The organism is Streptomyces sp. NPDC001709, from assembly GCF_053596375.1.
Map to the genome: position 1 here is coordinate 1 of NZ_JBSFGB010000026.1, position 19,070 is coordinate 19,070.

13 protein-coding genes and 3 pseudogenes are annotated in these 19,070 nt (G+C 73.0%); 7 read left to right on the forward strand and 9 right to left on the reverse strand.

Annotated features, from left to right (window positions below; genetic code table 11):
• Positions 1 to 96: 96 nt before the first annotated feature.
• Both ACWC0C_RS31710 and ACWC0C_RS31715 read left to right on the forward strand, forming a co-directional pair.
• Complete coding sequence (locus tag ACWC0C_RS31710) at positions 97 to 597, forward strand: metallophosphoesterase family protein (RefSeq protein WP_450867490.1); 501 nt, start codon at positions 97 to 99, stop codon at positions 595 to 597.
• Between the two features lie 23 nt (positions 598 to 620).
• Positions 621 to 1,211 carry a GNAT family N-acetyltransferase gene (locus ACWC0C_RS31715; RefSeq protein ID WP_450867492.1) on the forward strand — a complete coding sequence of 197 codons (591 nt, stop codon included), beginning with the start codon at positions 621 to 623 and terminating at the stop codon, positions 1,209 to 1,211.
• A 16-nt stretch (positions 1,212 to 1,227) separates the two neighbouring features.
• On the opposite strand, the gene ACWC0C_RS31720 is transcribed toward ACWC0C_RS31715, so the two are convergent.
• The 7 genes and pseudogenes from ACWC0C_RS31720 to ACWC0C_RS31750 form a co-directional block, all read right to left on the reverse strand.
• On the reverse strand, positions 1,228 to 1,866 hold the full coding sequence (locus tag ACWC0C_RS31720; protein ID WP_450867494.1) for an SRPBCC family protein: 639 nt from the start codon (positions 1,864 to 1,866) through the stop codon (positions 1,228 to 1,230).
• A gap of 22 nt (positions 1,867 to 1,888) precedes the next feature.
• The gene (locus tag ACWC0C_RS31725) at positions 1,889 to 2,992 is read right to left on the reverse strand and encodes an XdhC family protein (protein WP_450867495.1); all 1,104 of its coding nucleotides are present in this window, start codon (positions 2,990 to 2,992) and stop codon (positions 1,889 to 1,891) included.
• Positions 2,985 to 4,115 (reverse strand): annotated as a pseudogene (locus ACWC0C_RS31730) (vWA domain-containing protein); the annotation flags it as partial. The gene ACWC0C_RS31725 and the pseudogene ACWC0C_RS31730, both read right to left, overlap by 8 nt.
• Positions 4,116 to 4,501: 386 nt before the next feature.
• Complete coding sequence (locus ACWC0C_RS31735) at positions 4,502 to 5,377, reverse strand: AAA family ATPase (RefSeq protein ID WP_449193988.1); 876 nt, start codon at positions 5,375 to 5,377, stop codon at positions 4,502 to 4,504.
• 15 nt (positions 5,378 to 5,392) lie between these two features.
• Entirely contained in the window at positions 5,393 to 6,247 is an 855-nt protein-coding gene (locus ACWC0C_RS31740; RefSeq protein ID WP_450867496.1) for an FAD binding domain-containing protein, read from the reverse strand.
• Positions 6,244 to 8,607, reverse strand: a complete 2,364-nt coding sequence (locus ACWC0C_RS31745; RefSeq protein WP_450867497.1) for a xanthine dehydrogenase family protein molybdopterin-binding subunit — start codon at positions 8,605 to 8,607, stop codon at positions 6,244 to 6,246. The genes ACWC0C_RS31740 and ACWC0C_RS31745 overlap by 4 nt, the downstream gene beginning before the upstream one ends.
• Positions 8,604 to 9,119, reverse strand: coding sequence for a (2Fe-2S)-binding protein (locus tag ACWC0C_RS31750; protein WP_450867499.1), 516 nt, complete (start codon positions 9,117 to 9,119; stop codon positions 8,604 to 8,606). The genes ACWC0C_RS31745 and ACWC0C_RS31750 overlap by 4 nt, the downstream gene beginning before the upstream one ends.
• Before the next feature lie 261 nt (positions 9,120 to 9,380).
• On the opposite strand from ACWC0C_RS31750, the pseudogene ACWC0C_RS31755 reads away from it, so the two are divergent.
• The 3 genes and pseudogenes from ACWC0C_RS31755 to ACWC0C_RS31765 all read left to right on the forward strand — a co-directional run.
• A pseudogene (locus ACWC0C_RS31755) lies at positions 9,381 to 10,040 on the forward strand (GTP-binding protein); the annotation flags it as partial.
• A gap of 966 nt (positions 10,041 to 11,006) precedes the next feature.
• Positions 11,007 to 12,347 (forward strand): annotated as a pseudogene (locus ACWC0C_RS31760) (GTP-binding protein); the annotation flags it as partial.
• Between the two features lie 74 nt (positions 12,348 to 12,421).
• Positions 12,422 to 14,290 (forward strand): cellulase family glycosylhydrolase, encoded by a 1,869-nt coding sequence (locus ACWC0C_RS31765; RefSeq protein ID WP_450867500.1) that lies wholly within the window; start codon positions 12,422 to 12,424, stop codon positions 14,288 to 14,290.
• 66 nt (positions 14,291 to 14,356) lie between these two features.
• Here the strand turns inward: ACWC0C_RS31765 and ACWC0C_RS31770 are convergent, their stop codons facing one another.
• Entirely contained in the window at positions 14,357 to 15,610 is a 1,254-nt protein-coding gene (locus ACWC0C_RS31770; protein WP_450867501.1) for a YncE family protein, read from the reverse strand.
• Positions 15,611 to 15,761: 151 nt separating this feature from the next.
• Here ACWC0C_RS31770 and ACWC0C_RS31775 point away from each other — a divergent pair, with 151 nt between their 5' ends.
• Both ACWC0C_RS31775 and ACWC0C_RS31780 read left to right on the forward strand, forming a co-directional pair.
• Positions 15,762 to 16,421, forward strand: a complete 660-nt coding sequence (locus ACWC0C_RS31775; RefSeq protein WP_449193996.1) for a TetR/AcrR family transcriptional regulator — start codon at positions 15,762 to 15,764, stop codon at positions 16,419 to 16,421.
• 255 nt (positions 16,422 to 16,676) lie between these two features.
• Complete coding sequence (locus ACWC0C_RS31780) at positions 16,677 to 17,702, forward strand: alcohol dehydrogenase (RefSeq protein ID WP_450867502.1); 1,026 nt, start codon at positions 16,677 to 16,679, stop codon at positions 17,700 to 17,702.
• Between the two features lie 29 nt (positions 17,703 to 17,731).
• On the opposite strand, the gene ACWC0C_RS31785 is transcribed toward ACWC0C_RS31780, so the two are convergent.
• Entirely contained in the window at positions 17,732 to 18,961 is a 1,230-nt protein-coding gene (locus tag ACWC0C_RS31785) for a glycosyltransferase (RefSeq protein ID WP_450867621.1), read from the reverse strand.
• Positions 18,962 to 19,070: the final 109 nt, after the last annotated feature.

Sequence of the window (19,070 nt, forward strand, 5' to 3'; positions counted from 1 at the left end):
TCGCCTGGCTGATCGAAGATGTCGCGGTCCTCGACTCGAACGGCCGGAAGTGCATCTGCCCCACCGGAACCGTTAGCAACGGATTAGGCTGATCGCGTGCGCCTCCTGCTCATGTCCGACACACACCTGCCGAAACGGGCCAAGCGGCTCCCGGACGCGCTGCTGGCCGAACTGCCGCGCGCGGACGTCGTGTTCCACGCCGGGGACTGGGTCGACACCGCCACCCTGGACCTGCTGGAGAGCCACAGCCGACGGCTCATCGGGGTCTACGGCAACAACGACGGCCCGGAGCTGCGGGCGCGGCTCCCCGAGGTGGCCTACGCCGAACTGGGCGGCCTGCGCTTCGGCGTCGTGCACGAGACCGGCCCCGCCCAGGGCCGCGAGGCCCGCTGCGCCGCCCGCTTCCCCGGCCTCGACGTGCTGGTCTTCGGCCACAGCCACATCCCCTGGGACACCACCGCCCCGACCGGCCTGCGCCTGCTCAACCCCGGCTCACCGACCGACCGGCGCCGCCAGCCCCACTGCACGTACATGACCGCGGTGCTCACCGACGGCGCCCTCACCGATGTGACCCTGCACCGGCTGCCGCAGCGGTAGCGGGGCCGTGGCATCATCCCGGGATGATCAACAGCTCCGGCATACCCGCCGTCGTACCCGCGGGCCGCATGGCTCACCGCACGCAGCCCGTCCTGCGCCTGACGGCCGGCCTGGAACTGCGGCCCTGGCGTGCCGCGGACGCGGGCGCGTTGCTCGCCGCCGGGCAGGATCCGGCCATCTGGCAGTGGAACCTGTTCACCGTCGACGGCCTGGACGAGGCCCGACAGCGGATCGCGCGCATGCACGAGCGGTGGCGGGCGGAGACCGGTGCCGTGTGGGCCGTGGCCCGGCCGGACGGCCCCGCCGTCGGGCTCATCGGGCTCAACGACGTCGACCTCGCGGGTGGCAGCACCGAGCTCGTCTACTGGCTGCTGCCCGAGGCGCGTGGTGGCGGGGTCGCCGTGGAGGCGGTGCGGCGGCTGGGGCGGTGGGCCCTGGACGACCTGGGTCTGCACCGCCTGCGGTTGTGCCACTCCACGGCCAACCCCGCGTCGTGCCGGGTGGCCGAGAAGGCCGGGTACGCGCTGGAGGGCACCCAGCGCAGTGCTCTGCTGCATGCCGATGGCTGGCATGATCAGCATCTGCATGCGCGTGTTCAGGGTGACGTGGGGTGACGTGAGGGCCCGCGGGTCACCGGCGCCGAGTGGAGTGGCGCCCTCGCCGCCGCAGCAGCCGTGTCGTCGCCCATGCCAGTACGGTGACCGCCGCCGCCACGCACGCCGCTCGCTTGGCCACGGGCAGCCCGGCCGTGCGCAGGAGGTCGAGCGGCGCCGGCTCCAGCCCTTCCCACGACTGCGGTTGCTCCTCGGCGGTCGTCACCGGTGTCGGCTCGGCCAGCCTTTCCGCCAGGCACGCCGCGAACTGGCCCACCAACCGGTCGCCCACCTCGGCCAGTACGCCCCGCCCGAATTGAGCCGGGCGGCCGGTCACCGTCAGGTCGGTGTGGACCGACACCGCCGTGCCGGCATCGTGTTCGGCCAGGGTGCCGGTGACCGTCGCCCTGGCCGTGCCCTGCCCCCGGGTCTCCCGGCCGTTCGCCACGAGCACCATCCGGTGGGCCGGCTCGTCCTGCTCCTCGAAGACCGCCGTGCCCCGGTAGGCGACGGTGACCGGGCCGACCTTGACCTTCACCGAGCCGGTCACGGTCTTGCCGTCGTAGTCCTCCACCACCGCGCCCGGCAGACAGGGCGCGACCCGTTCGATGTCGAGGAGTGCGTGCCAGGCGTCGTCGACCGGGACGCGGACCGTGAACTCGTGGTGCAGCTCCATGACGTGCTCCTTACCGGCCTCGTCAGGCGGCGGACGGGTGGATGGCTCCGGCGGTGCCGGTCAGGGGCGCGCCGCTGCCGCCCCAGCGCAGGGCGACGATCTCGGCGGCGACGGAGACGGCGACCTCCTCGGGTGTACGGGCCCCGAGGTCGAGCCCGAGCGGCGAGCGCAGCCGGGACAGCTCCGCCTCGGACAGACCGGCCTCGGTGAGCCGTTCGCGCCGCTCCTCATGGGTGCGCCTGCTGCCCATCGCCCCGATGTAGGCGGCCGGGCGCCGCAGGGCCTCCTCAAGCAGCGGCACGTCGAACTTAGGGTCGTGGGTGAGGACGCAGATCACCGTGCGGTCGTCGGTGACCGTGCCGGCGAGATAGCGGTGCGGCCAGTCCACCACGACCTCGACGGCCGCCGGGAACCGTTTGGGCGTGGCGAAGACCGGGCGGGCGTCGCACACGGTGACCCGGTAGCCGAGGAAGTCGCCGATGCGGGCCACCGCGGCCGCGTAGTCGATCGCGCCGAAGACCAGCATGCGCGGCGGCGGTGCGAACGACTGGAGGAACACGGAGACGGCGTCCTCACGGCGTTCGCCGTGCGGACCGTAGTGCCGCAGGACCGATGCGCCGAGCGCGAGTTCGCCATGCGCGTCGGCGGTGACAGCGGCATCGAGGCCGCTCGCGCCGAGCGTGCCGGTCGCCCGGTCCGGCCAGACGGCGAGCGTGGCGCCGCGCGGCGCGGGTCCGTCCACCACCGTGGCCACGGTCACCGGCTCGCCCGCGGCGACCGACGCGGCGACCGCGCCGAACGCCGGGTCCGTCGCGGGAGTCACCGGCCGTACCAGCAGGGTGATCTCACCGCCGCAGGTGAGCCCGACCGCGAACGCGTCCTCGTCGCTGTACCCGAAGGTCGCAAGGCGCGCCTCGCCGCTCGCCACGACCTCCTGCGCGAGCTCGAACACCGCCCCCTCCACACAGCCCCCGGACACGCTCCCCACCACCTCGTCGTCCGGGCCCACCGCCATCGCGGCACCGGGGCCGCGCGGCGCGCTGCGGCTGACCGCGACGACCATGGCCAGACCGAACGGGAACCCGGCCGCGTGCCAGCGCGCCAGCGCCGGCAGAATCTCACGCACGATCCGCTCCTCTCTCCGGCGCCTCACCGGCCCGGGCGCCGCGCACCACCGCCGCCAGCCGCTCCAGCGCCGCCAGGCTGTGCCCCTCGACGAAGGCGTCCACACTGGGCAGCGCCGCCGCCATCCCCGCGGCCAGCGGGGCGTAACCGGGGCGGGCCTTGCGGGGGTTCGCCCAGACCACCTGGTGGGCGAGGGCGTGCAGCCGCCGCATCTGCTGCCCGAGCAGCTCCGGATCGCCGCGCTCCCAGCCGTCCGAGAGCAGCACCACGATCGCGCCGCGCGCCATTCCGCGCCGGCCCCAGCGGTTGAGGAACTCGCGCACCAGCTCGCCGAGCCGGGTGCCGCCGCGCCAGTCGGGCACGGCCGCGGCCACCGCCTTCATCGCCAAGTCCGGGTCCCCGTACGAGAGTTCACGGGTCACCCGGGTCAGCCGGGTGCCGATGGTGAACACCTCCGTGCGGCCCGCGCGCACCGCCGCGTGCGCGAACCGCAGCAGCGCGTCGGCGTACGGCGCCATCGAGCCGCTCACGTCGACGAGCAGCACCACCCGGCGGGGCCGCTCCACCCGCGCTTGCCGCCGCAGCCGGGCCGGTTCCCCGCCTCGGCGCAGCAACTCCCGTACCGTGCGCCGCGGATCGACCTCGCCGCGCCGGGCGGGCCCGCGCCGCGCCGAGCGACGCGCCTGCCCCCGGAGCGCGAACGCGGCGAGCAGCCGCCGCAGTTGGTCCCGTTCGGTGGCGTCCAGCGCGGCGAAGTCGCGGTGCCGCAGCACCTCGGCCGAGCTGGCGAGCGCGGCGGCCGGAGGTCCGGGTGGTTCGCCCTCCCCCGGCGCACGCGGGCCCGGTGCCGCTTCCCGGGCGACGAGCCGCAGCCGGGGCGGGGGAGCGGTGCGTACCGCGCGCGTGGCGCCCTCGCCGGAGCGCCCGAAGTACGCGGCGAACACCCGCTCGTACCGCTCCAGGTCGTCGTGCCCGCCGCACAGCGTCGCCCGGCCCGCCCAGTACACGTCCGCGCGTACCGCGGGCCGCAGGGCGGCCACGGCACGCAGGAACGCATACAGCCGCTCGGAACTCGCCTCGACCCCGGCCGCCCGCAGCGCCCGCACGAACCCGACCAACACGGCATCCACCGCGAGCGGTACAGCCTCCGCGCCGAGGCGCTCGGCACCGACCCCGAGCCGTTCGGCGTCCGCCGGGGCACACTCGCTGTCCGCTTCGAACGGCGCGGTGTCCGGCGCGGGGCGTTCGCGGTCCGCCCCGAGCGGTTCGGCATCCTGCCCGGGCCGTTCGGCGTCCGCCGGGGGGCGTTCGTTGCCCGCCCCGAGCGCTTCGGCGTTCGTCCCGGGCCGTTCGGCGTCCTTCCCATGCCGTTGGGAATCCTGCCCATGCCGTTGGGCATCCTGCCCGGGCTGTTCGGCATCCTTCCTGGGCCGTTCGGCGTTCTCTTCGTGTCGTACGGCGTCCGGTCCCGGCGGGCGGTGTGCACCGTTGCCGCCCCTGCCCACCGCGCTCACCCGCCCCGGGCCGCGAGGACCGCCGCGAGATCGAGCCCCCGTGCCCGGTCCGTGTCCTCCCGGTACTTCAGCACTGAGCCCAGCGTCGCCACCGCCAGCTCGGCGTCCACCTCGCTCGCCCCGAGCGTGTCCAGGGCCTGGGCCCAGTCCAGGGTCTCGGCCACGCCGGGCGGTTTGAGCAGGTCCGCGCCCCGCAGCGCCTGCACCAGCGCCGTGACCTGTTCGGCCAGCCGCGCCGACACCTCCGGCAACCGGCGCCGCACGATGGCCAGTTCGCGGGCGAAGGAGGGATGGTCGAACCAGTGGTACAGGCACCGACGCTTCAGCGCGTCGTGCACCTCCCGGGTCCGGTTCGAGGTCAGGACGACCACCGGCGGGTCCTCGGCGCGCAGCGTGCCCAGCTCCGGGATCGTGACGGAGTACTCGGACAGCAGCTCCAGCAGGAACGCCTCGAACTCGTCGTCCGCCCGGTCGATCTCGTCGACGAGCAGCACCGACGGCTGGGTCTGCAGGGCGCGCAGCAGCGGCCGGGCGATCAGGAACCGCCGGTCGTACAGCTCGCTCTCCAGCCGGTCCGCGTCCGTCACCCCGGCCGCCTCGGCGGCACGCAGATGCAGCAGCTGGCGCGGGAAGTCCCAGTCGTACAGCGCCTGCGAGGCGTCGATGCCCTCGTGGCACTGCAGCCGGATGAGCGGCGCGCCGAGCGCCTCGGCGAGGGCGGAGGAGAGCGCGGTCTTGCCCACGCCCGCGTCGCCCTCGCAGAACAGCGGCCGGTGCAGTCTCAGGGCCAGGAAGCAGGTGACGGCCAGCCCTTCGTCGACGAGGTACCCCGTCTCCTCCAGGCGGGCCCGCACCTGCTCCGGGTCGTCCATCCCGATGATCGGCGCTCACCCCATTCCGGTCGCGGCCAGCACCGCCCGCCGGGTCAGCACCTGCGCGAGGTGTTCCCGGTACTCCGGTGAGGCGGACACGTCCCGCGTCGGCCGGGTGCCCTCGGCCGCCGCCTCCGCGGCCCGGGCCACGGCCTCGGGGTCTCCCGCACCGGACAGCGCGTCCTCGGCCGCCGCGGCCCGCAGCGGGGTCGAGCCCATGTTGGTCAGCCCGATCCGGGCCTCGGCGATCCGCCCGTCGTCGCGCCGTACCAGCGCCGCGACGCCGACGATCGCCCAGGCCTGGGCGACCCGGTGGAACTTCTCGTAGTGGAAGCCCCAGCCGTCCGTCTTCGGCACCCGTACCTCCACGAGGAGTTCGTCGGGTGCGAGCGCGGACTGGAGGTAGTCGACGAAGAACTCCCGGGCCGGGATCGTGCGCTGGCCGTCCGGCCCGGCGGCGACGAGTTCGGCGTCCAGGGCCAGCACCACCGCGGGCAGGTCCCCGGCGGGATCGGCGTGCGCCAGCGACCCGCCGAGAGTGCCGCGGTGCCGTACGGCGGGGTCGGCGACCGTGGCCGTGGCCTCGGCCAGCAGACCGGCGTGCCGGCGCACCAGCGGGTCGCGGATCACGTCGTGGTGCGTGGTCATCGCGCCGATGACGAGCGCGTCGCCGTCCTCGCGGACCCCGCGCAGCTCCGGGATCCGGCCGACGTCGACGACCAGTTCGGGGAAGGCCAGCCTGAGCCGCAGCAACGGCAGCAGGCTCTGCCCGCCGGCCAGCACCTTCGCCTCCTCGCCCGCGTCGGCGAGCGCGCGCACCGCCTCGTCGACGCTCGCCGGACGGGCGTAGTCGAATGCCGCGGGAATCATGCCGACGCCTCCTTCACCGCTCGCCAGACCCGTTCGGGTGTGCAGGGCATCCGCACGTCGTGCACACCGAGCGGCCTCAGCGCGTCCACGACGGCGTTGACGACGGCGGGTGTCGACGCGATCGTCCCCGCCTCGCCCACGCCCTTGACGCCCAGCGCGTTCGACGACGCCGGTGTCTCGGTCCGGTCGGTCACGAAGTCCGGCAGGTCGGGCGCCGACGGCACGAGGTAGTCGGCCAGGGTGCCGGAGAGCAGGTTGCCCTCGTCGTCGTACACGGCCTCCTCGTACAGCGCCTGCCCGATGCCCTGCGCGATCCCGCCGTGCACCTGCCCCTCGACGATCATCGGGTTGACGACCCGGCCGACGTCGTCGACGCAGACGTACGACCGGATGCGGGTGCGCCCGGTCTCCGTGTCGACCTCGACCGCGCACAGGTGGGTGCCGTGCGGGTAGGAGAAGTTCTCCGGGTCCACGACGTGCTCGGCGTTGATGGTGGGCTCGACGCCATCGGGCAGGTCGTGGTTGGTGAACGTCTCGAAGGCGATCTCCTGGATGGTCTTACGGGCTTCCGGCGAGCCCTTCACGGAGAACACGCCGCCGCTGAACTCCAGGTCCTGCTCGCTCGCCTCCAGCAGGTGGGCGGCGACCTTCCGGGCCTTCTCGACGACGGTCTTCGACGCCCGGTGCACCGCCTCGCCGCCGACGGCCAGCGACCGCGAGCCGTAGGTGTCCATGCCCTGCGGGGCCGCCTTGGTGTCGCCGTGCACCACCTCGACGTCCTCGAAGGGCACGCCGAGCACGTCGGCCGCGATCTGGCTCCAGCAGGTCTCGTGGCCCTGCCCGTGCGGGCTGGTGCCGGTGACCACCTCGACCTTGCCGGTGGGCAGCATGCGGATGCTCGCCGCCTCCCAGCCGCCGGCCCCGTACCTGAGGTCGCGCAGCACCCGGCTCGGCGCCAGTCCGCACATCTCGGTGTACGTCGACACGCCGATGCCCAGCCGCACCGGGTCGCGGCGCTCGTTGCGCTTGTTCTGCTCGGCGCGCAGGTCGTCGTAGCCGAACAGGGCGAGAGCCTTGTCGGTGGCCGCCTCGTAGTTGCCGCTGTCGTAGGTCAGTCCGGCAATCGTGGTGTACGGGAACTCCTCGTGCCGGATCCAGTTGCGGCGTCGCAACTCCACCGGGTCGAGGCCGAGTTCGGCCGCCAGCTCGTCCATGATCCGCTCGATGGCGAAGGTCGCCTCGGGACGTCCGGCGCCGCGGTAGGCGTCGGTGGGCGTACGGGTGGTGAAGACACCGGTGCAGGTGAACTCGTAGGCGTCCATCTTGTAGATCGCCGGGTACATGAAGGCGCCCAGGATCGGGATGCCCGGGGTGACGAGCATCAGGTAGGCGCCCATGTCGGCGAGCAGGCCGACTTTCAGGCCGAGCAGCCTTCCCTCGCGGGTGGCGGCGATCTCGACGTCCTGGATCATGCCGCGGCCGTGGTGGGTGGCGAGGGCGCCCTCGGAGCGGGACTCGGTCCATTTCACCGGCCGGCCGAGCTTGCGGGCGACCGCGAGCGCGAGGGCCTCCTCGCCGTACACCTGGAGCTTGGAGCCGAAGCCGCCGCCCACGTCGGGTGCGATCACCCGGAGCTTCTGCTCGGGGACGCCGGTGACCACCGAGAGCATGACGCGCAGGATGTGCGGGATCTGGGTCGCCGAGTAGACCGTGTACTCGCCGGAGGCGGCGAGCGGGGTGACCACGACCGCCCGCGGCTCCATCGCGTTGGGGATCAGCCGCTGCTGGTGGTAGCGGCGTTTCAGGATCACGTCGGCGCGGTCCCGCACGGACTCGAAACTCTCGCCGGTGGCAAGCGGCCAGGTGTAGCAGCGGTTGGTGCCCTTGCCGGCGTGGACCAGCGGGGCGTCCGGTGCCAGCGCGGTCTCCAGGTCGAGGACCGGGGGCAGCGGGTCGTAGTCGACCTCGATCGCCTCCAGGGCGTCGGCGGCCGCGTACCGGTCCCGGGCCACCACGACCGCCATCGGGTCGCCCGCGTAGCGGACCTCGTCGACGGCGATCGGCGGGTGGTCGGGCAGCACGATGTCCTCGGTGACCGGCCAGGCGCAGGGCAGCGAGCCGAGCCCCTCGGCGAGGTCGGCACCGCTGAACGCCGCGATGACACCGGGGCGTTCGCGGGCGGGGGAGACGTCGACGCGGGTGACGCGGGCGTGGGCCATCGGGCTGCGCAGGATCGCCAGGTGCAGGAGGCCGGCCACCTGGATGTTGTCGGTCCAGTTGGTCTGGCCGGTGATCAGCCGGGCGTCCTCCTTGCGCAGCCGGCGGCGCCCGACCTCGCGTTCGACTGCCTGGTCGGTCATGCCGTGACCTCCGCGCCGACCTGTGGTTCCGGTGCGGGGGCGGCCTGATGGGCCCGCTGTCCGGACGCGGCGAGCACCGCGCGGACGATGTTCTGGTAGCCGGTGCAGCGGCAGAGGTTGCCCTCCAGGGCCTGGCGGACCTCGTCCGGGCCGGGATGCGGGTTCTCGCGGAGCAGGTCGCGCGCCGCCATGATCATGCCCGGGGTGCAGTAGCCGCACTGCAGAGCGTGCTGTTCGTGGAACGCCCGCTGCAGCGCCGTCCACTCGCCGTCCTTCGCGAGCCCCTGGACCGTCGTCACCTCGCACCCGTCCGCCTGGACGGCGAGCACCGAGCAGCTCTTCACGGTCGCCCCGTCCAGGTCGACCGTGCACGCTCCGCAGTTGGAGGTGTCGCAGCCGATGGGGGTGCCGGTGAGGCCGAGGCGGTCGCGCAGGTAGTGGGCCAGGAGGAGACGGGGCTCGACGTCGTCCTCGTACGTCGTGCCGTCCACGTTCACCGAGATGTGGGTCATGTGCCCTCCAGACCATGCGGGAGAGGGTTTTCAGCCAGGGATTTTCAGCCTCCGGACGTGATGTAGGTCACCCTACGACCGCGCTCTGGTCGCGGCGAGTGCTGCGAGGGGCTTTCGTTGAGTGTTAATCCATTGCCGCTCGGTGCCGGGGTCTGCTGCACTGCGCGATACCCGTTGTCACACAGAGAGGACCAGCGATGCGCGCTGCGTGCATGTCCGCCCAGGAAGGAATCCACCCCGTGCCGAAGGACATCACGCTCAGTGCATCTGCTCAATCTCGGAATTCTCGCCCATGTCGACGCCGGTAAGACCAGCCTGACCGAACGGCTGCTGCATACCGCCGGAGTGATCGACGAGATCGGCAGCGTCGACGCCGGCAGCACCGCCACCGACACCCTCGCGCTGGAGCGGCAGCGCGGCATCACCATCAAGTCCGCGGTCGTGTCGTTCCCGCTCGACGGTGTCACCGTCAACCTCATCGACACCCCCGGTCACCCCGACTTCATCGCCGAGGTCGAGCGGGTGCTCGGCGTGCTCGACGGCGCCGTCCTGGTGGTCTCGGCCGTGGAAGGCGTCCAGGCGCAGACGCGGGTGCTGATGCGGACCCTGCGGCGGCTGCGCATCCCCACCCTGGTCTTCGTCAACAAGATCGACCGCCGCGGTGCCCGTGACGACGCCGTCCTCGACCAGATGGCCCGCCGTCTGGCCGTACCGCTCGTCCCGATGGGGAAGGCCGCCGGCCTCGGCACCCGGGCCGCACGCTTCGTGCCCGGCCTCGGCCCGGCCGCGCTCGACGCGCTCGCCGACCACGACGACGACCTGCTCGCCGCCTACCTCGACGGCGGGGTGCCCGACGCCCGCATGCACGCCGCCCTGGCCGCCCAGACCCGGCGCGCGCTGGTCCATCCGGTGTACTTCGGCTCCGCCATCACCGGAGCGGGCGTCCCCGAGCTGATCGCCGGCATCGAACGGCTCCTGCCCACCGCCGACGGCGACCCGGACGGCCCCCTGTCGGCCACGGTCTTCAAGGTCGAACGCGGCCCGGCGGGGGAGAAGGTGGCCTACGCCCGCGTCTTCTCCGGCACCTTGCACGTCCGCGACCGAGTCCCGTTCGGGGTCGGGGAGAGGGACGGGGTCGGGGAGAGGGACGGGGGCGGGGAAGGGCTCGGGGAGGGCACGGTCGCCGATGGCCGGCCACAGGACCGGGCCACCGACGCCCGGGGATCGGAGCGGACTCCCGAGGGGTGTGATCACGGCCGGGCGCGGATCCGGGACGTCGACGGCCGCTCGAAGGACCCCGCTGCCAACCTCCGGTCAAGGGACCGGGCCCCTGACGGCGCCGGGGAGGCCCGGACCACCGACGATCCTGCGCGGGGGCTGGCTGCGGATGACCGTGGGCGAGGTCCGGCCACCGTTGGCCGGGTGCGTGGTCGAGCAGTCGACGGCCCTGCGGCGGGCCGGACGGTCGACGATCGTGGGCGAGGTTCGAGTGGCGACGGTCGGGTGCGTGGTCGGGCTGCCGATGGTCGCGCGGAGGGGTGGGACTCCGAGGTCCGGGGCGCGGGCCGGGTAGCTCACGCTGGTGGGGGTGGTCCTGTGGAGGTCCGGGGTGGCGGTGCGGAAGGTCGGGTAGTTGACGGCCCCGCGGTGGGCCGGACCGCCGAAGGCCGCGCGGAGGGGCGCGGTTCAGGGGCCCGGGGGGCAGGTCGGGTGACCCCCGCTGGTGCGAGTGGTCGTTCGGAGGGTCGGGGAGTCGACGGCCCTGTGGAGGGCCGGACGGTCGACGGTCGTGGGCGAGGTTCGAGTGGCGACGGTCGGGTGCGTGGTCGGGCTGCCGATGGTCGCACGGAGGGGCGGGACTCCGAGGTCCGGGGCGTGGGTCGGGTGGCCCGCTCTGGTGGGGGCGGTCCTGCGGAGGTTCGGGGCGGTCCTGCGGAGAGCCCGGCCGCCGATGGCCGGGTGTGTGAGGGGCGGTCCTGCGGGGGGCGGGGTGTCGGCGGGCCGGTGGAGGGTCGTGGCCCCGGCGGGCGTGCGGCGGCTGTGGAGTCCGGGGGGCGTCGGGATGGTGAGGTCCTCAACCGGGTTTCGGAGGGGCGCGGTGACAGCGGCCGGTCGTCGGGGCGGGTTACCGGGATCAGTGTGTTCGAGCAGGGCGCCGACGTGCGGCGGGACAGTGCCGGCGCTGGGCGGATCGTCAAGGTCTGGGGGCTCGGCGGGATCCGGATCGGGGACGCGCTCGGCGTGCCCCGGGCGGTGTACCGGCACCACTTCGCGCCGCCCACTCTGGAGACCGTCGTCGTCCCCGGCCCCGGCATCGACCGGCGCTCCCTGCACCTCGCGCTCACCCAGCTCGCCGAACAGGACCCGCTCATCGGGGTCCGGCACGACGAGCTGCGCGGGGAGACCTCCGTGTCCCTCTACGGCGAGGTGCAGAAGGAGGTCGTCCAGGCGACCCTCGCCGAGGAGTACGGTCTGCGGGTCACCTTCCGCGAGACGACGACCCTGTGCATCGAACGGCCGGTCGGCACCGGGCACGCCGTGGAGTTCAACAAGAAGGACCCCAACCCCTTCCTGGCCACGGTCGGCCTGCGCGTCGAGCCGGCCCCACCCGGCGCGGGCGTGGAGTTCCGGCTGGAGGTCGAGCTGGGCTCGATGCCGTACGCCTTCTTCAGGGCCGTGGAGGACACCGTCCGCGAGGCACTCGGCCAGGGACTGCACGGCTGGCAGATCCCCGACTGCACGGTGACCATGACCCACTCCGGCTACTCGCCCCGGCAGAGCCACGCCCACCAGGGCTTCGACAAGAGCATGTCGAGCACCGGTTACGACTTCCGGGGCCTGACCCCGCTGGTCCTGACCGAGGCGCTGCGCCGGGCCGGCACCCTGGTGCACGAGCCCCTGCACCGCTTCCGCCTCGAAGCCCCGGCGGACACGCTCGGCGCGCTGCTTCCGGTGCTCGCCCGGCTGGGCGCCGTACCGGAGACCTCCGGCGCGCTCGGCGCGGCCTGCGTGCTGGAGGGCACGGTGCCGGTCGCCCGGGTGCACGAGCTGGAGCAGCGGCTGCCCGGACTCACCCGGGGCGAGGGGGAGTTGGAGACGGTGTTCGACCACTATGCGCCGGTCACCCGGGGCCCGGTCCCGGAGCGGCCGCGTACCGATCACAACCCGCTGAACCGGAAGGAGTACCTGCTGAACGTGATGCGCAGGGTGGCGGACCGGACCGGGTGAGCTGACTGATAGTCAACTTACTTGTGAGTCAGGTGTTATTGACGCTGTCCGGGCCGCGCCGGACTGTGGTGGACATGCCGAATATCCGGGTGCGTCTGCTCGTTGTTCTGGTCGTCCTCTGCGGATTCCTGACGGTGGCGGGCCTGCCGCCCGCCACCGCCGCCGTCCCGGCCCTCCCCGCCGATTCCCTCTGGTTCGACGGCGCCCCGCTCACCGTGCAGGGCGGCCGCTTCACCGATGGCCAGGGGCGTGAGATCGTCCTGCGCGGCTACAACGTCTCCGGTGAGACCAAGCTGGAGGAGCACGGCGGTCTGCCCTTCGCCTCCGTCGCCGACGCCCGTAGGTCCGCGACCGCGCTCCGCGCCCTCGGCGGCGGGAACACGGTCCGCGTCCTGCTCTCCTGGGCGCACGCCGAACCCGTGCGCGGCCAGGTGGACACCGGCTATCTGGCCGCCGTCACCGAGCAGATGCGCGCCTTCCTGGACGCGGGCATCCGCGTCTTCCCGGACTTCCACCAGGACCTGTACTCCCGCTACCTGTTCACCAGCGGCAGCTGGTACACGGGTGACGGCGCCCCCAAGTGGGCTGCGGATGGCGGGAGTTATCCGGCCGAGTCCTGCGGAATCTGTCTCTTCTGGGGTCAGAACATCACCCAGAACGCGGCCGTGCAGAAGGCGCAGTACGACTTCTGGCACAACGCCTACGGCCTCCAGGACGCCTTCCTCACCACCGCCCAGACCACCATGACCTACCTCCAACAGCATCTGAGTGGAGCGGAGTTCGCCGGGATCGCCGGCTTCGACCCGTACAACGAGCCCTACGCGGGTACCTACGATTCCGGGCAGGCCTCCCGCACCTGGGAACGGGGCCTGCTGTGGCCGTTCTACGAGAAGTTCCGCGCCCGCATGGACGCCGCGGGCTGGCAGGACAAACCCGCCTTCGTGGAACCCAACCTCTTCTGGAACGCCAACATCTCCACCCAGAAACAGGAGGGCGGTCTGCTGGACGCGGGCACGCTCGGCCCGCGCTATGTCTTCAACACCCACTTCTACGACCAGAAGGCCATCTCCGGCATCCTGATGTGGGGCAAGGCCGCCGACGGCCAGTACGCCTCCGACTTCGCCACCGTCCGCGACCGGGCCGTGACCGCCGGCACCACGGCCGTGGTCAGCGAGTTCGGCCACCCGCTGTCCGGCACGGTGTCCGACAAGGCGCCGACCGTTCTGAAGGCCATGTACCAGGCGCTCGACTCCCGTGTTCCCGGCGCCAGTTGGTGGACGAACCCGGCAGCCTCCGGCCCGGTGCTCTCCGGCACCCAGTGGCAATGGGACCTCTACAGCGGCCGCCACCACGAGCTGATGAACGGCAACCCCGACAAGGTCCTCACCTCCGGCGACGCCTGGAACGACGAGGACCTCTCCGCCGTGCATCTGGACGACTCCGGGAACGTGACCCCGCGTCAGGACGCCCGCCTGCTGGACCGCCTCTACCCGTGCGCCACGGCCGGTACGACCCTCGCCTTCACCTACGAGGACCGCTCCCGCGACGGCTCGACCACCCTCACGTGGAACCCGGTGCCGTCCTCGCTGCCCAATGTGGCGAAGCTGGTCGGCACCGGCCAGTACGGGCTGCTGGTGTGGCGCTCCGGCGACGGCACCGCGCCCACCGAACTGCACCTGCCGGCGTCCTTCCCCACCGCGTCGACCACCGTGGTCTCCGACCTGGGTACGGCCTACGCCCCGCCCGCCTACACCGGCGCCGCCACCCCGGTCGCCGTCGCCCCCGAGCCGGGCGGTACCGGCAGCCGCCGGTTGCTGCTCACCGACACCGACTCCGGGGCCCCGCATTTCGCGCTGGTGACCAACGGGGCCACGGCGCCCTCGGCCGACCTGCTGAGCGCGGCGAGGTCCGAGCTGGCCGCGTGGGCGGCGGCGCACTTCTGAGGCTCGGTGAGCAGGAGCCGTACGGCCCCCGGGAGGAGTGGGGTCACCCCGGAGACCGTACGGCGCTCAACTCCCGGTCGGGCCCGTCCAGTCGGCCTGGACGTGCCCCAGCCGGACGCGCTGCGGATGGTCGCCGACCGGCACGGACAGCGCCTTCTGACCGGTGGCGAAGTCGATGGCCGTGACCTGGTCGGCGCCGGCCTCGGAGATGATGCAGTCCTTGCCGTCGCCGCTCACGGTCGCCCAGTACGGCGTCGACGCGGTGATCAGCGGGCCGACGTCGAAGGAGGCCCGGTCGACCACGGTGGCGTAGTTGTCCATCGTCCCCGCGACACACAGCTTGGTGCCCTCGGGGTTCATCGAGATGCCGTGGTGGCGGGAGTCCAGCAGCCAGGTGGTGCGGTCCGGGTTCGTCCCCGGGTTCTCCGGCAGCGTCTTCACCCGGGTGATCTTGTCCGTGGCCACGTCGTACTCCAGGAAGCCGTTGAAGAACGACACCTGGAAGTACAGCTTGGACCAGTCCGGCGTGAAGGCGGCGGGCCGGACCGCGTCGGAGAAGTCCTTCAGTCCGACCGCGTCCAGCCGCTGCCGCATGTCGATGGTCCTGACCTGCTTGAACGTAGCCGCGTCGACCACGGTGATGTGGCGGTCGCCCTTGGTCCAGTCCCAGGCCGGGGCGTCGAGGGAGGTGGTCACCTCGCCGATGGACATGTTCCAGATGTACCTGCCGCCGTTCGTGAAGAAGTTCTCGTGCGGCTTGTCGCCGGTGCCGAACTCGCCCAGTTCCTTGCCGGTGTCGATGTCCAGCACCTGCACCTTGTTCGCCGTCGAGGCCGAGACGGCGACGCGGCTGCCGTCGGGCGAGACCGCCATGTGGTCGGCGCGGTAACCGGCCACCGGGAAGCGCCAGTTGACCTTGTCCGTGGCCAGGTCGATGGAGACGACGTCGGCGAAGCTGGGCCGGGAGACGACCACGGACTTTCCGTCGGGCGTGGAGTACATGTCGTCCGCGTACTGGTCGTGTCCCTCGCCGACCTCGTTGCGGATGGACGTGTAGTAGATCCACTTGATCGGGTCGGCGTTGATCTCCGCCAGCCGCTGTGCCTTGTCGGGGATGACGTTGATCCGGCCGACCTTCGCGAAGTCGCCGGAGGACTTGATGACATCGGCGGTGCCGTCCCAGTTGTTGCCGACGAACAGCACCTCGCGCAGGCCGCCGGAGGCGCCGCCCGCGGCGGAGGCGGCGGTCGTCGGGGCGGCGACGGTCAGGGCGAGGGCGGCGGCCACGGAGCACAGGTGCCTGGTTCTGGAGGCAGGCATGACTGCTCTCTTTCCTCGGGGGAGCGTGCGGGGAATCTGAACACGGGCGCATTCACAGTGAACTTACTGCAAAGTAAGGACCGAACCGCCTTCGCGACAAGATGTGTGCACGACAAGATTGGGTGACCGGTGGGCGGACGGAGGGGGAAAGGTGACGGGCAGGCTCAAGGCGCCGACGGGCCGCTACGGCGGCCGGTCCGCCGAGGAACGGCAGGCCGAGCGGCGCCGGCGTTTCCTGGACGCCGCCCTGGAGCTGTTCGGCGGCGCACCCGGCTACCGGGGGACGACGGTCGCCGCGCTGAGCCAGGCCGCCGGCCTGTCGACCCGCCAGTTCTACGAGGAGTTCCGCACCCTGGAGGACGTCCTCGCCGCGCTGCACCTGGAGGTCAACGGCTGGGCCGAACAGGCGGTGCTGGACGCCCTCGCCACGGCGGACGGTCTGCCGCTGGCCGAGCGCGCCGCCGTGCTCTTCCGGGCCTACGCCCGCGACGTCACCTGCGACCCGCGCCGCATCCGCATCGCCTTCGTGGAGATCATCGGCGTCAGCCCCCGCCTGGAGGAGCAGCGCCTGGCCCGCCGGGCCCGCTGGATCGACCTCATCCGCGCCGAAGCGGACGCTGCCGCGTCGCGCGGGGAGGCGGCACCGCGTGACTACCGCCTCGCGGCAACGGCCTTCATCGGCAGCGTCAACGGCCTCCTGCACGACTGGAGCACCGGCTGGGTGGACGCCACGCTGGACGAGGTGGTCGACGAACTGGTGCGCCTGCTCCTCGGCATACTCCGCCCGGAGGACTGGCGCCCACCGACGTGACCCCGCACCCACACCGGCCGATGCCATGACCGCGTGCCCACGACGCCCGCCCTCCGCGTGCCCGCGACGTCCGCACGGCGCGACCGAGGCGTCACGTCGACCGCTTGTCGGCACTACCGAACGCATCGCCCCAGGTCAGCGGTGGGTGGTGTGGCTCGGCGCGCGGGATTGGGGTGGAGCTGGTCTGCTGGTGCGGGGGCCGTCGTACCCGTGCTCCGGAGCGGGGCGGGCACACCGGGAGACGCAGGAGTGCAGATGAGTACTTATCGAGTCGCGCAGGTGCGGGCCGCGGGTGGCCCGTTCGAGCTGGCCGAGCGGGACGTACCGGAGCCCGGGCGCGGCCAGGTGCGGATCGCCGTCGAGGCGTGCGGCATCTGCCACAGCGACGCCATGTTCGTGAACGCCGCGGTGCCGGGCGTGACGTTCCCGGAGGTGCCCGGGCACGAGATCGCCGGGCGCGTCGAAGCGCTCGGGGCGGGCACGCAGGACTGGGGCTATCAGGCCGGTGACCGGGTCGCGGTCGGCTGGTTCGGCGGCAGCTGCGGGCACTGCACGCCCTGCCGGCAGGGCGACTTCATCGTGTGCGTCAACATGAAGACCCCGGGGTGGGCCTACGACGGCGGATTCGCGGAGAAGGTCATCGCGCCCGTCGACGCCCTGGCCCGGATCCCCGACGGGCTCGCGGCGAGTGACGCCGGACCCATGGCCTGCGCGGGCGTGACCACGTACAACGGGCTGCGGCGCAGCTCCGCCCGGCCCGGGGACCTCGTCGGGGTGCTCGGCATCGGCGGACTCGGGCACCTCGGGGTGCAGTACGCGGTGGCGATGGGCTTCGAGACCGTGGCGATCGCCCGCGGCGCGGAGAAGGCCGACTTCGCCAAGCAACTGGGCGCCCATCACTACGTCGACAGCACCTCCGGCACCCCGGTCGCCGAGGCCCTGCAGTCCCTCGGCGGCGCGAGCGTCGTGCTGGCAACGGCCGGGAACTCCGAGGCCATCACCGCCACCGCGGACGGTCTCGCGCCGCGCGGCGAGCTGGTCGTCATCGGCGCGGATGCCGAGCCGATGGGCATCACCCCGTTCCAGCTGATCATGGGCGCCCGGGTCGTGCGCGGCCACCCGTCCGGCACTGCCCAGGACGTGCAGGACACCATGGAGTTCAGCGCCCTGCACGGCATCCGCCCCATGACCGAGACCGTGCCACTGGACCGCGCGGACGAGGCCTACCGGAAGATGCTCTCCGGCAAGGCCCGCTTCCGGATGGTGCTCACCAACGGCTGAATCCCGGCTGGCCGGCTCCGGCGGACGCGTCAGCCGCCGAGCCGGTCCAGTGCCGCCAGTACCGGGGCCGCGCCGTCCTCGTCGCGGATGCGGGCCCCCAGAGCGCGTGCCCGCTCCCGGTACGCCGGCTCACGGGTGGCCCGTACCAGCGCCGAGGCCAGGGCGTCCACGGTCATGCGGCGCAGCGGTACGACGTCCGGGGCGACCCCCAGCGCGACCAGCCGGGCGGACCAGAACCCCGCGTCGAACTGGACCGGCACCGGCACGGCCGGCACCCCGGCGCGCAGCCCCGCCGCGGTCGTCCCCGCGCCCGCGTGGTGAACCACCGCTGCCATCCGTGGGAAGAGCAGCGCGTGCGGCACGTCGCCGATGGTCAGCATGTCGTCGCCGTCGCCCGCGAGCCCGCCCCACCCGCGCTGGATCACCCCGCGCAGCCCGGCCCGCCGCAGCGCCGCGACCACCTGCGCACTCAGCCGGCCGGCGTCCGGCACCGTGGCGCTGCCCAGCCCGACGAACACCGGCGCCGGACCGGAGTCGAGGAACTCCCGCAGAATGCCCGGGAGTTGCGTCTCCGTGTCGTACGGCCACCAGTAGCCGCTCACCGTGAGGCCGGCCCGCCAGTCCCGGGGCCGGGGCACCACGAGGGGGCTGAAGCCGTGCTGCACCGGCCAGTGCCGCCGCTCCCGGGCCCGCCGCGCGGCACCGGCCCGCACCGGAGGCAGCCCGAGCCGGGCGCGCACCCCGGGTACGGTGGCCGCGAAGACGTGCTCCACGGCGAGGCTCACACCGTGACCGGCGAGCCTGTTGGCCGTCCCGCCCCAGCGGCCGCCGCCGAGCACCGCGGGCGCGAACTCCCCCGTGGCGGCGATGGGTTGCAGATACACGCCCATGCTCGGCACCCGCAGTCCCTCGCCGATCGCGTGCCCGAGCGGGGCAAGCGACGCGGACAGCAGCAGGACCTCGGCGTCCCGGGCCGCCGCGAGCAGGTCCTCGGTCATCCGCCCGACCAGCCGTCGTGCCAGATCCACCACCCGCAGCAGCTTCCCGGCGCCGCCGGCACTGCGGTGCAGGCCCCGGCCGCGCGGGGACTCCAGCACCGCCAGGGGGTCGACCGGCAGTGCGTGGAACCGTACGCCGGAGCCCGCCACCAGCGGCTCGAAGCGGGCGTGGGTGACCAGGGTGACCTCGTGCCCGGCCCCGGCGAGCCGGTGCCCCAGTCCGGTGTAGGGGGCCACATCGCCCCGGGATCCCGCCGACATGATCGCAACGCGCACGACGGCCAGTATGTCGGTATTCCGCCCCGCGCGGACCCAACAACCCGGCCACAGCGGCGGGTTCACACCTGTCGCAGCCGTTGACTTGAACCTC